Raw genomic sequence first — 12,570 nt, 5'->3', positions numbered from 1 at the left:
TATGATAGCACCTGCGTGCCCCATTCGTCGGCCGGGAGGTGCCGTTGAACCTGCGATGAAAGCAACGACAGGTTTGTTGCAATTTTCTTTGATCCATTCGCCGGCTTCTTCTTCAGCAGTACCGCCGATCTCACCGATCAATACGATAGCTTCAGTATCAGGATCATCATTCAACAGTTTTACTGCATCAAGGTGAGTGGTTCCGATAACCGGGTCACCGCCAATACCAATGGCTGTACTTTGTCCAAGTCCTTCTTTGGTAAGCTGATCAACAGCTTCGTAAGTGAGCGTACCGGAGCGGGAGATCAATCCGACGTTACCAGGGATAAAAATATTTCCGGGCATGATCCCAACTTTAGCTTCACCCGGTGTAATTAATCCGGGGCAGTTAGGGCCGATCAAAGTGGCGCCGTGACTCTTGACGATCTGCTTAGCTACGATCATATCCTTCACAGGGATGCCTTCCGTGATACAAATAATAACTTCAATTCCGGCAAAAGCGGCTTCTGTAATGGCATCACCGGCAAAAGCAGGAGGTACAAAAATAATGGAAGCATTGGCTTTCACTTCTCGCACCGCTTCTGCTACGGTATTAAAAACGGGTCGGTCTAAATGGGTTTGGCCACCTTTTCCGGGAGTTACTCCTCCAACAACATTGGTGCCGTATTCTATCATTTGTCCGGCATGGAAGCTTCCTTCGCTTCCGGTAAATCCCTGTACAATCAGGCGGGTGTCATTTCCAACTAATACGCTCATTTTGTCTTTTTTGAGGTTCAAATTTGGGGTTGGGAATATAGCATGTCTGGCAGCGAATTGAAATGCTTATTTGTAAATGTAAGTTTAGAAATCCACAGAGTTTCACTTTCATGTTTGTTATCGATGAAACTCCATGAGCCTTTACTATGTTGATTTTTATAAATAACTAAGAAAAAACTAAATACACGAATCATGAGTTTGAAGAATAAAACCCAAAAAGAATTAGAAGCGAAGATAGAAGAAATGGAACGCTTCATAGCGAAGAAGGGAGTCGGATCCGATTATCTTTCAAAAGCAGAACGTGTTCAGCGTGAACTTAATCTTGCCCTCATCCTTGGCGGAACGGCTGCTGTATTGGGTGCGACTGCATGGGCCGTTTATAAATTGCGAGGTGAATGACAATAGAAATTGAATGCAAAGATATATTATGCCCGAATATGCAGTAAATATTGGGGTTTTTATATTTTTTAAAATCTGAATGCTTTAAATGGCGTTAAGAATTATTGTTTTTTGCATAGCTCCCGTTATATTCCATATTGATTTAAAAATCACATCACTTTAACAAATAACTTCTTATGAGACGATTATCGTATTTAATACCGCTACTATTGTTTTCTTTAATTTATTTACCGGTGCAAGCACAAACCATGGCCGGTGGAGAAGCTGAACCCATGCAGGGTTTTGCCCGAGCCGTTGATATTTCAAATGGGATCGTTTTTATCGGTGAACCTGCGAATTACCACCAACCAGGAATAGTATACTTGTTTACTAAAGATGGAAATGACTGGCAGGAATTGATTCAGCTCCAAGCCTCAGATGGTGAGATTGGCAATAACTTTGGTTCTGTTTTATCTGCCGATGGAGATCAGCTATTGGTTGGAGCTGCCGGTGCCAATAATGGAAATGGAGCTGTATATATTTTTACAAGGAATAATGGAAACTGGAATGAAACGGCCAGGCTTAGCTTTGATGCTGAAGAAGCAAACTTTGGGTCAAGCGTACTGCTGAGCGGTGATCATGCTTTTGTTGGAGCACCGGGTCATGCTGATGGAGCCGGAGCCATTGTGGTTTATCGGAACTCAAATGGAAATTGGAGTGAGGCAGAAACAATCGTCAATCCCGACACGGCCGGTTCAGGATTCGGTACAACCCTTGCCATGGATGGAATGAATTTGGTAGTTGGAGCCCCAGAGCGAGAAGACGGTAATGTGTATGTATATGAGAATGAAAATTCCGGCTGGGATCTTGCGGCTACTCTAAACAGCAGGCAAGCAGATGAACGCAGCTTATTTGGTTCAACGGTAAACATCAAAGGAGATCAGATCTTCGTGGGAGCACCTCTTCATAATTCAGCTTCCGGTGCGGTTATCGTGTTTTCCAAAGATGAAGAATCCGGTGAGTGGATGGAAAGTAATCGTCTGGTAGCTTTTGACAGTCAAATGAGATACATGTTTGGAAGCGCCATCTCTTTTTCTGATGATAAAGTTTGGGTAGGAGCACCAAGCGCAGATGGCGGAAATGGAGCCATTTATCAGTTTGAAAGTGATGAAGAAGGAAACTGGACGCGCTCTTCCAAGTTGATGTCTGATCAAGGCGAAGGTGACCGTTTTGCAGGCACATTAGTTGTGGAAGGAAATATAGCCGTTGTCGGCTTGACCGGCGCAGATTTTGGTGCAGGTTCTGCCGCTATCATGGAAATGGATGATTCCGGAATGTGGACTACCCAAGAGATAATAATTGGAGAAGGGGATGATGTTCTTCAGCCTATTACCGGGAATAAAGTGAACTGCGAAAACGGAACTGCAGACATTTTTCTTTGTAATAATGTGGACCTCATCTCATTCCTCCCGATCAGTGCCATTGGCGGGGACCGCGGTGTTCGGCTCAATGATATGTGGGGATGGACCGATGAAGAAACCGGAAAAAATTACGCCATCGTTGGTCGTAACGAAGGGACTTCTTTTGTGGATGTAACTGATCCGCTGAATCCGGTGTATGTTGGAAATCTGCCACTTACAGATACTGCTCAGCCCAATGTATGGAGAGATATGAAAGTGTATAAAAACCATGTTTATGTAGTTGCTGACGGTGCCCGCGAACATGGAATGCAGGTACTTGACCTCACTCAGCTTCGTGAGTTTGATGGAGAGCCTATGTTATTTGAAGAAACCACGGTCTACCGAAATGTGAACAGCGTGCATAACATTGTGATCAACGAAGATACCGGCTTTGCTTATGCAGTTGGTAGCAGCGGCGGCGGCGAAACTTGTGGCGGTGGCTTGCACATGATCAATATTCAGGATCCTGCCAACCCTGAGTTTGCCGGATGTTTTGCAGATCCTACCACAGGAAGAGCCGGGACCGGTTATTCTCACGATGCACAATGTGTGATCTACGATGGTCCTGATGAAGAACATCAGGGAAGCGAAATTTGCTTTGGTGCCAATGAAACAGCTATCAGTATTGCAGATGTAACCGATAAAGATGCTCCTGTTGCCCTTTCAACGGCTTCTTATCCGGATCACGCGTACGTTCACCAGGGATGGTTGACTGAAGATCATCGCTATTTCTTCCAGAATGATGAACTGGATGAACTGACCGGAAACGTGGACCAAACAAGAACTATTATCTGGGATGTAAGTGACCTGGACGATCCTCAGTTCGTGGATGAATTCTTTGTAGAAAACCCGGCTTCCGATCACAACCTATACATTGAAGGAAATACCATGTATCAGTCGAATTACGTAAGCGGACTGCAGGTGATCGATATTTCAAATCCTGAAGAACCGCAACGAGTTGGATTTTTTGATACCCATCCATTTGTAGAAGATGCAGCCGGATTCTCAGGAACATGGAGTAACTTCCCGTACTTTGATGACATCGTGCTGATGACGAGCTCCAACGAAGGACTCTTTATCTTGGATGCCAACCGCGATTAATTTATTTAAAATAATAGTGGCAACTTTGGGTTATTTCTAATGAAACTGACCTGAAGTTGCCATTTTTATATTTATAGGAGAGATGAGACCATGAAAAACCGATTTTCAATTTTAATGCAAATAACGTTTACCGTTATTTTATCCGTTATCCTGACCACGGGTATATTTGCTCAATCCGCAGAGAGGCCACAATATATTTATGTCTGTAATCAGGGCTCTGCAAGTATAACGGTGATCGATGCATCCACCAATGAGATCTCGGCAACCGTAGATCTTCAGGAACTTGGATTTTCAGCCAACGCTAAACCGCATCACACCGTAGCAGAATCGGATGGTTCACATTGGTATGTGACACTGATCGGCGAGAATCGCGTGCTTAAATTCAACCGAGATAATGAACTGGTGGATGAAGCAGTTCTGGAAGTCCCGGGATTGTTGGCAATGCATCCCACCGAGAATTTGCTGTATGTGGGAAGGTCGATGAGCGCCGTAAACCCGCCTCAAAGTTTTGGCATTGTACAGCGCTCGGATATGAATGTGCTGGATGAAGTGGGTCTCTTCTTTACCCGGCCTCACGCACTTACAACCACACCCGATGGAAAATGGACCTTTGTAGGAAGCCTTTCTGAAAATCAGATCCTGTCTCTTAACAATGAGTCTGACGAGGCCAATCTTACGAATATCCCCGGTAATACTCATACCTTCGTAAACTTTGCAGTATCTCCAGATGGAGAGACAATGGTGGCAACCGGACAGGTTTCCGGGCAGCTGCTCATTTTTGATATCACCGATCCTCTTTCACCCAAGATGGAGGAAAGTATTTCGGTAGGAGCCCAGCCCTGGCATCCCGTGTTTTCACCGGATGGAAAATACGTTTATTTGGGAAATAAGGAAGATCACTCCGTCTCGGTCATCAATATGGAAAGCCGTACTGTAGAGGCCACGATTAAAGGGGAAGGACTTGCACAGCCTCATGGAGCTGCGCTATCAAAGGATGGGAAATACCTGTATATCTCCAATAACAACCTGAATGGGAACTATAATCCCAATGGCCTTAAAGAGGGACAGGACCTGCGGGGAACGGTGGTTATTATAAATACAAAAACCCGGGAGATCGAGAAGATAATTGAAGTCGGACATTATGCATCCGGTATAGGCACGAATGCCCGTTAAGTAAATTCAAGCTAGAAAATCAGTTGAAATTCACTATAAAAATGCCCCGAATCCTCACACTTATTCTTATCTCTTTAGCAATCATTTCCGGCTGTGCGGTTTCCAACTCTGCCACTGATAATGGGGAATCTTCATCCCAAAGCTATCAGCAAGATGTTAACCCCTTTCCGGTTTATGATGAAGAAGGAGAACGCATTCCGTTTCCCTTTTTGGGAGGATTCAATGCTCCACGTCCCCAGTTTGTAGATATTGACGACGACAACGATCCTGATCTTTTTGTGCAGGAGAACACCGATGATCTCAAGTTCTTTGAATTTGAGGATAGCGAAGATGAATTCCCGCTCAAGTGGAAAACGAATAAATTTCAGGATCTGGACATTGGGGAGTGGTTCCGGTTTGTGGATATGGATCAGGATGGGGATTTTGATCTGCTTACCGAGCAGCCTTACAGTTATATTCGGTACTACCGGAATGAAGGAACGGAGGAAGAACCCGATTTTGTGCTGGCAGCAGATTCTCTCCGGGATGTAAACGGCGAACCTATTTTCTCTGATCGCCAAAATATTCCCAACGTAACCGATATTGATGCTAACGGGAAGCTGGATCTGTTTATAGGCCGACTTGAAGGCACTCTGACACGTTACGAGTCTGTGGGCCGGGATGAAAATGAGATCCCGCAATTTGAATTGGTAACGGAGTACTTTGAAGGGATTGAGATCGTAAAACAGTTTGGCACCATGCATGGAGCTAACACCATGGCATTCATGGATATTGACGGCGATGGTGATCAGGATATCTTCTGGGGTGATTTCTTTGAACCGAGTGTTCTGCTTCTTGAAAATACCGGTGATCCGTCTAATCCTGAGTTTCAGGGTGAACCGCGGCCGTTTCCACCTAGCGATCCCGTTCAAACCAGCGGCTATAATGCGCCAACCCTCACTGATTGGGGCAATGATGGCGATGCAGATCTTTTTCTCGGTGTGCTTGGGGGGGCTTATAATGCCAATCAGACTTTGGGTGAAAATTTCTATTTCTACGAACAGCGATCCAATGGTGATTTTGAACTTCAAACCAAGCAATTTCTGAATACCATTGATGTGGGAAATGAAAGCATTCCTGCTACCGGTGATATTGACGGTGACGGTGATCTCGATCTGCTGCTGGCCAATAAGATCGATCCGGGCGATCGGAATTCCTCCATCGTGTACATTTTTGAGAATAAGGGGTCACAAGATGATCCTGAATTTCATCAAAATGGGATTCTCGATCTTCCCGATGCCTACCATTATGCTCCGACATTATCCGATTTAAACGGTGATGGACTTGACGATCTCTTATTAGGCAGATGGAGGGGAGGTGTGGCTTACTATCAAAATACAGGAAACGGATTTGAGCTGGTAGCAGAGACCCTGCTTGAGCTTCCGCGAGGAAGCAACGCCGTACCCGAACTAGCCGACCTTGATGCCGACGGTGATATGGATCTGATGGTGGGGCAGTCAGGCGGAGGAGTGGCGTATTTCAGAAATGAAGGGAATGCCGAAGAGCCGGGCTTCAAACTTGTGGAAAATGCCTTTCCAGGCGTTGAAGCCCCTCACCGAAGTACCCCCGCTTTTTATGATATCGACGGTGATGGAGACCTCGATCTGTTCCTGGGTTCTAAAGTGGAGGGTATTTTGTTCTTCAGGAATACAGGTGATGCTGAGAACCCGGAATTCATCAAAGAGCTTTTGCCATTTTCCTTTGAAGTAACTCAGTTTGTGGCTCCGCATTTTGCCGACCTTAATGGCGATGGCGTTCCTGAATTTCTTTCGGGAAATAAGGAGGGTGGAATAATCTATTATGAGAAATAGATCTTGATAAGCTGATCTGAGATTAACGATGAGCGATTTTTGAAGTTAATTCGAGAGATCTCGTAAGTCACCGCTCCTCTTAAAACAGAAAAGATTACCGGGAGCTCCAAGTTTCCTTAGGAGGAATCTGGGATGAGAAGGCATGCTAAAACTCTTCATCGATCAATGCTTCTTTATCCTGCTTTGAAAATTGTTTGATCTCATATTCACGTTTACAGGCCTCTGATTGGTCCTTCTTTTCCTCCATATAGACCAGCGTCTCCGGCGGATGAGCTCGAAGGTAACGGGCTCCGGTTCCTTGTCTGTGCTGATGCCACCGACGTATGATATGATTGGTGCATCCGGTATACAAGCTACCGTCGGCGCATCGGATGATGTAAACAAACCAGCTGTTCATTGAAATAAAATATTTGCTTTAAATTTGACTAATCAATGGTTCCAAACTTGCGTTCTATATGAGTTTGAGGCTGAGCTTAATGGTGCAATCTGGAGTGGTGCAACGGAAAAAATGGCGCGTCTGCGGGAAGAATGCTTAGGTACACCTTTGGCTATTTTATAAATTCAAGTTCTTTAATTTTCGCAACTTGCTTTAGATAGGTTCTTAAATCCTCAAGCTGACTTTTAGTATGAAGAGGTAAATTAATTTTTTCTGTTGATCCTATACTATTTTTGATTTCAATTGCATTTTTGTGAACCCTAATTTCCCTAACTTTTTCCCACGTTACTTCCTTCTTTTGTCCCCAATGAAAGGTGTAGTTTTGCAAATAAATTCCTGTCTCATTTATTGTAAGTGATTGTTTTTTTGCTGCACCTGGAAAAAACGCAAAGAGCAGAGAACACATAATTCCGGTTGCTGAGTTTATCCAGTCAATGTCCCCCTCATATTTTAAGTTGAAAAAAATTACTCCTACAAAAAATCCAAATAATGCTGCTCCTAAAAAATGAATCGTTTTTATGTAAGGTGTATTTAAATCTATTTTTAATTCAAACTCTTCCATGGGTTTACATTAAGGTTAAGGTGTATACCGACCCAGCGTTTAAGCGGCGAGCCGAGTTGTTAAAATTAAAGTTCCGAACCCTAAACGAGTCCACTTCAAACGCCTTGCCATATTTTAAACTAAGTTGTTTAGATATTTCTTCCGGATTCAAAACCGCTTTGATAAGCCTCTATCACAGCAGAGTAATCCAGGAAGATGAAACCAACGGCAATTAATATCAAACTAACAACAAGCATTTTGGATCTATGTTTTCTGTACTTCTTGGAAAAGCTTAATCCAAATAAAATTATGCCACCGATTAAACTTAAGTCAATAAGTAGGCCACTAATAAATTCTAGCATAATAAAGTCAGTATTTAAGTTTAGAAGATAACGCCCCAAGGTTTAACGGGCGCGGGTATTATGAGTTAATAAACGGCTAAAAATGTAAAACAAGCAACCCTGGAAACCAACAGCAAATCCGCGTACCCAGTTAATGCGCCTATTTGTAGGGCGTTAAAGATATTTGTACTCTGCTACTTTCCAGTCGAACCTTTCCCCGAATTCAGACAACTTCTTAAATCCGTCAAATTTAATAGGAATAATTTCAGTTGATGTTGAGTCTGAGCTAATACTCCCTTTTTCGGATTTGATGATTCCCTTTCTGAAATCAAAATAATCTTTTTCAAATCTCCCGGCGGAAGCGCCTGTACTTTCGGCGCTTACAAGAATCATGTCTCCAGATTCATATTCAAATATATAACTTGTATAACCTCGAAGGTGCTCATAAAAAATAGTAAGCTGTCCATTATCTATTGAAATATCGGGCTCTATATAGCAAGCCATCCCGCCTTCATCAGATCGAGCTATAAATTTATTATTCTGTATAGTTACTCTCGGCTCACCATTTTCTGAAGTTAAAACGAGAATAATTCTTTCTTCATCTGCTAATTTTTCGGTGCTTTCATTACAGTTTGTAAAACGGTGATTTCCTGATTGTAAAACGATAACAATGTCTTTGGTTTGATCGAGATTTAAATATCCCTCCGCTCTTTCTATCACAATCCAATCTTTGTTTTGTAAAACTTCAGATAGGACCTCTCCCGAAAAATCTGGGTATGCGGTTTCATTAGTTTGGCCAAAAGCTGTGAAGCTGAATAGTAAAAATATAAATAGTCCAATTATTCTCATTTCATAATTTGGTTAAGCTTTATAAGGGTTTGGCGCGTAACCGGCAGGCAAGCTAAAGTTGAGTTTTATAAAATGTACTTTTGGAAAAAAGAACTTCAAAGTGGCCGCGGAGCGGCGAGGCTTGTCCGAGTTGAAGCGCTGTTATATTTCTTTATCATCTGTTTCCGCTATATAAGGGTATTTTCAATCCCAAATTAAATTTCCAACCACTCCCTTTAGAGTTTACCGTACCTTCGTAGGTTTGATCATTGAGTTGGTATGTTACATCAAATTCTTGTACAGTTTGGAGACCTAAAGAATATTGCGCTCCCAATGTCAATACTAAGTTACGAAAAACTGAAAAATTGATGGCAAGACCAGCTTCAGCCATGAATTTATTTTTATTGACTGCTCTGTTTTCGAAGGAATATTCAACCCTTGATCCATAACTTCCACCTCCTGAACCAGTTTGTCCTGTTCTTCGATTTGTAAGCCAAGAAAAACCAATTTGAGGAGATAAGCTTGTTATATCCGTCCATCGTATTGTCCTGCCAATTCGCAGCGGGAATTTGTAGCTGGATATTCCATTGGAATAAGATCGCTCCCCATAGGTAGCTCCACTCGGAGTAGCAAAATAAAAGGATTGTGAAAGATCATTAGCGTAAAATCCCGTGTGCAGTTCCCAGTTATTTTTTTTGATAAGAATAGGGAACCCATATGTTCCTGCTAATGCTATACCCGGCCGTAAAATGCCACTGTCGTCGTCAACACTGAACGTATGGCGGTTAAAGCCAACTGAAAAACCACCCTCTACTGATATTTGAGCTTTCGCAAAATCGGTTGAGGTAATGAGAATGATAAATAGAACAGAAATTACTTTTACTAAATGATGAAATAGTCGCATTATTAAATTTTGAGTTAGAAATATAACGGTTTGGCGTTTAACCGGCTTGGCCTTTTTGATTAGGAATGCCAACAAAAAAAGGTTTACTATAAGCCAAGAAATTTTGAACAGACAAACAGTGGCCAAGTCCGCGTTGAAACGCTGGTTATAGGGCGATTTATGGAAGGATTGGAAATTATTCTAACGTTTAGTATATGAAGCGTAGCGCCCCAATGGGAGCTATGATTTCATATACAGTGTTATGAGCTTTTTTACATTCTTCATTGTCACTGGAAAATTGTCCATGCTTAAGTCTCTTTTCTCCATTCCAAGGCCCCTTATTTAGTTCTATATTTGCAGTGTAACAAAAATAAGTTAAAATGAAATTTAAAAGTTTAATCAAATTAAGTAGCCTAGTTCTCATTCTAGGAATAACAATTCAAACATTTTCTCAATCTAAAAAAAGTAATATTATGGTCAACACAAAAAATGAAAAAATCGGATTATTAGTAATCATGAAAGCGAAAGAAGGTAAGGAGCAAGAAGTGAAAGAGTTTCTTCTAGGTGGTTTATCATTGGTAAATGCAGAACCAAAAACTGAATCTTGGTTTGCATTTCAAATAGATGAACAAACTTTCGGAATTTATGACACATTTGAAGCTGAAGAGGGCAGACAGGCACACTTAAATGGAGAAGTGGCAAAAGCCTTATTGGCCAATGCTGGAGATCTTTTAGAAGGTTTTGATCCTAGCAGAGACATTAAGACTGTTGATGTTCAGGCAAGTAATCATAAAGTGGGTAATCAGAATAACGGATTGTTGGTGATTATGAAAGCCAAAGAAGGAAAGACATCTGCAGTGGAGGATTTCTTACAAGCGGGCAAGTCATTGGTAAGTTCTGAGCCTGCAACTTTATCTTGGTATGCTTTTAAAATCAATGAAGAAACCTATGCCATTTTCGATACGTTTGCAGATGACGCTGGCAGAGATGCTCATTTGACAGGGAAAGTAGCAGCAGCGTTGATGGAGAATGCGCCTGTAATTTTGGAAGGCTTTGATGCTTCAGCAATTCAAAAAATTAACATTCTAGCTTCAAAATAAATATTTGATTTAAGAAAGGAGTGCTTTAGGTACTCCTTTTTTTTTAAATTTGAATGAGCTAAAAAATAAATTTAGTATGGCAAAAATAATTATAGACAAACAAAACGGAGAACTTGCGTTTAGATTAGAAGAGCTCAACGACCTAAGCCAGTTTGATCATTTACAAAGAAGAAATTATTATTCTATCGTTTTGTTATGTGGAATTAGCTATGAACTAAGCGTTGATTTTCAAAGTTTTGAATTGCAAGGAAATCAAATGATTTGTTTGGCTCCGTATCAACCTTTCATGATACGTTCTGAAGAAAAGTGTCAGGGTTATTTATTGAATTTTCATCCCGATTTTTTTTGTACATATAGACATCAAAACGAAATAGAGACCGAGGGATTCCTTTTTAATAATTTCCATGGTTTACCCTATTTTACTGTAAACGAGCAAAGCCTATTTCTTAATTTGATTGATCAAATTTCGAAAGAGATGGACAAAGACTCAATCGCTCAGCATGAAGTTCTTGTGGCATTTTTAAAAGTGTTTTTAATAGAAGCGGTCAGACATAAGAAACAATTTGATCAACAATTAACTCCCAGAACGTCAGATTCAAAAACAGAAATTTTACAAAATTTAGTCGATGCAATTGAGAGTAATTATTGCAAACTCCATTCTCCCCAAGAATACGCAGATGAACTAAGTGTAAGTCCTAAAACTTTAGCCGGTATCGTCAAGAAATACCTCAATCAAACGACTTCATCCTTAATTTCAAATAGGATTATTATTGAGGCGAAACGAGAACTTTATCTAACTTCTAAACCAGTGAAACAAGTTGCTGCTTTTTTAGGTTATGACGATGAATTCTATTTCAGTCGTTTTTTTAAAAAGAAGGTAGGAGTATCACCTGATATTTATCGTAAGACAGTTGGTTTTGCTAAACTAGAGTCAAATTAATTACTCACAACAAGGTCTATCCCGTGTTTTTTGATATTTGCTTCCATTTCCATGGGTTTTTGGGAAACCACCACTTGATGCCCTTCCATTTCAAGCAACAGTTTGAGCATGTCCCCGATACCGGGGTCGTCATCGACTATTAAAATATTGGCTTTTTTTTTCATATTTTATTTTTTAGAGTTGAACAGCCTTTTTTTAACCGCAAAGACCGCAAAGACCGCAAAGTTTTGCACAAAGTACACAAAGGGATTCCCCGCCTCACTATCGAAATGACAAGCATATTTCAAATATACAAATCCGTTCACTTTGTCTTCCCGTCTCCCGCTGCCGCGAGATTGTATCTCGTGGCTAAATTCTTATAAATCTCAATTCCCTACTTTTCACAAGGCAAAGCAAACGTAAAAACCGATCCCTTCCCTTTTTTGCTTTCCACGCTTATGCTGCCGTTGTGGCGTTTAATGATCTCGTTGCACAGGTACAGGCCAATCCCAAAACCAGAATAGGTCTCTTGGTTTTCCCCATCGACCCGGTAAAAGCGTTCGAATATCTTTTTTTGGTCTTTTTTGTTAATGCCGATCCCGTGGTCTTTTACGCTTACCGCAATATGGCCGTTTTTGGTTTTTTGGACTTTTATTTCCACATTTTCATCATCGGGGGAATATTTGATGGCATTGGTGATGAAATTGATGAGCACTTGCGAAATGCGCTCCTCGTCACCGATAACGGTGGCATCTTTCATATTCTTTACCGCTATTTTATGATCGGTGTTGGTGCGTTCGATAT

13 protein-coding genes are annotated in these 12,570 nt (G+C 41.4%); 6 read left to right on the top strand and 7 right to left on the bottom strand.

Going from position 1 to position 12,570, the window contains the following annotated elements; translation table 11 throughout:
- The coding region (gene sucD / locus VFM80_RS05665) for a succinate--CoA ligase subunit alpha (RefSeq protein ID WP_395070425.1) at positions 1 to 756 on the bottom strand (756 nt) is incomplete at its 3' end.
- Between the two features lie 192 nt (positions 757 to 948).
- On the opposite strand from sucD, the gene VFM80_RS05660 reads away from it, so the two are divergent.
- From VFM80_RS05660 to VFM80_RS05645, 4 genes are all read left to right on the top strand, one after another.
- Entirely contained in the window at positions 949 to 1,155 is a 207-nt protein-coding gene (locus tag VFM80_RS05660; RefSeq protein WP_395070423.1) for a hypothetical protein, read from the top strand.
- 176 nt (positions 1,156 to 1,331) lie between these two features.
- The gene (locus VFM80_RS05655) at positions 1,332 to 3,695 is read left to right on the top strand and encodes a choice-of-anchor B family protein (RefSeq protein WP_395070421.1); all 2,364 of its coding nucleotides are present in this window, start codon (positions 1,332 to 1,334) and stop codon (positions 3,693 to 3,695) included.
- Between the two features lie 114 nt (positions 3,696 to 3,809).
- Positions 3,810 to 4,868 (top strand): YncE family protein, encoded by a 1,059-nt coding sequence (locus tag VFM80_RS05650; protein ID WP_395070419.1) that lies wholly within the window; start codon positions 3,810 to 3,812, stop codon positions 4,866 to 4,868.
- A 41-nt stretch (positions 4,869 to 4,909) separates the two neighbouring features.
- Positions 4,910 to 6,718 (top strand): FG-GAP-like repeat-containing protein, encoded by a 1,809-nt coding sequence (locus tag VFM80_RS05645; protein ID WP_395070417.1) that lies wholly within the window; start codon positions 4,910 to 4,912, stop codon positions 6,716 to 6,718.
- 145 nt (positions 6,719 to 6,863) lie between these two features.
- Here VFM80_RS05645 and VFM80_RS05640 read toward each other — a convergent pair whose 3' ends face one another.
- The 4 genes from VFM80_RS05640 to VFM80_RS05625 all read right to left on the bottom strand — a co-directional run bounded on the left by VFM80_RS05640 (position 6,864) and on the right by VFM80_RS05625 (position 9,768).
- The gene (locus tag VFM80_RS05640; RefSeq protein WP_395070415.1) at positions 6,864 to 7,115 is read right to left on the bottom strand and encodes a GIY-YIG nuclease family protein; all 252 of its coding nucleotides are present in this window, start codon (positions 7,113 to 7,115) and stop codon (positions 6,864 to 6,866) included.
- Positions 7,116 to 7,266: 151 nt separating this feature from the next.
- A complete protein-coding gene (locus VFM80_RS05635; protein ID WP_395070413.1) occupies positions 7,267 to 7,716 on the bottom strand; it encodes a hypothetical protein in 450 nt (149 codons plus the stop codon).
- Positions 7,717 to 8,210: 494 nt separating this feature from the next.
- Positions 8,211 to 8,756, bottom strand: coding sequence for a hypothetical protein (locus VFM80_RS05630; protein ID WP_395070411.1), 546 nt, complete (start codon positions 8,754 to 8,756; stop codon positions 8,211 to 8,213).
- A 283-nt stretch (positions 8,757 to 9,039) separates the two neighbouring features.
- Entirely contained in the window at positions 9,040 to 9,768 is a 729-nt protein-coding gene (locus tag VFM80_RS05625) for a hypothetical protein (protein WP_395070409.1), read from the bottom strand.
- A gap of 359 nt (positions 9,769 to 10,127) precedes the next feature.
- Here VFM80_RS05625 and VFM80_RS05620 point away from each other — a divergent pair, with 359 nt between their 5' ends.
- Positions 10,128 to 10,847: a putative quinol monooxygenase gene (locus VFM80_RS05620; RefSeq protein ID WP_395070407.1), complete on the top strand. Its 720-nt coding sequence runs from the start codon at positions 10,128 to 10,130 to the stop codon at positions 10,845 to 10,847.
- Positions 10,848 to 10,923: 76 nt separating this feature from the next.
- Positions 10,924 to 11,787: a helix-turn-helix domain-containing protein gene (locus VFM80_RS05615; protein ID WP_395070405.1), complete on the top strand. Its 864-nt coding sequence runs from the start codon at positions 10,924 to 10,926 to the stop codon at positions 11,785 to 11,787.
- Here the strand turns inward: VFM80_RS05615 and VFM80_RS05610 are convergent.
- Positions 11,784 to 11,951, bottom strand: coding sequence for a hypothetical protein (locus VFM80_RS05610; RefSeq protein ID WP_395070403.1), 168 nt, complete (start codon positions 11,949 to 11,951; stop codon positions 11,784 to 11,786). The two genes, VFM80_RS05615 and VFM80_RS05610, sit on opposite strands and share 4 nt — an antisense overlap.
- A gap of 209 nt (positions 11,952 to 12,160) precedes the next feature.
- Positions 12,161 to 12,570, bottom strand: a 410-nt coding sequence (locus VFM80_RS05605; RefSeq protein ID WP_395070401.1) for a sensor histidine kinase, incomplete at its 5' end; no start/stop codon positions are given.

The organism is Gracilimonas sp., from assembly GCF_035704785.1.
Taxonomy (GTDB): domain Bacteria; phylum Bacteroidota; class Rhodothermia; order Balneolales; family Balneolaceae; genus Gracilimonas.
Note: the sequence above shows the minus strand (reverse complement) of the source record. Positions and strands in the feature narration are given on the sequence as shown.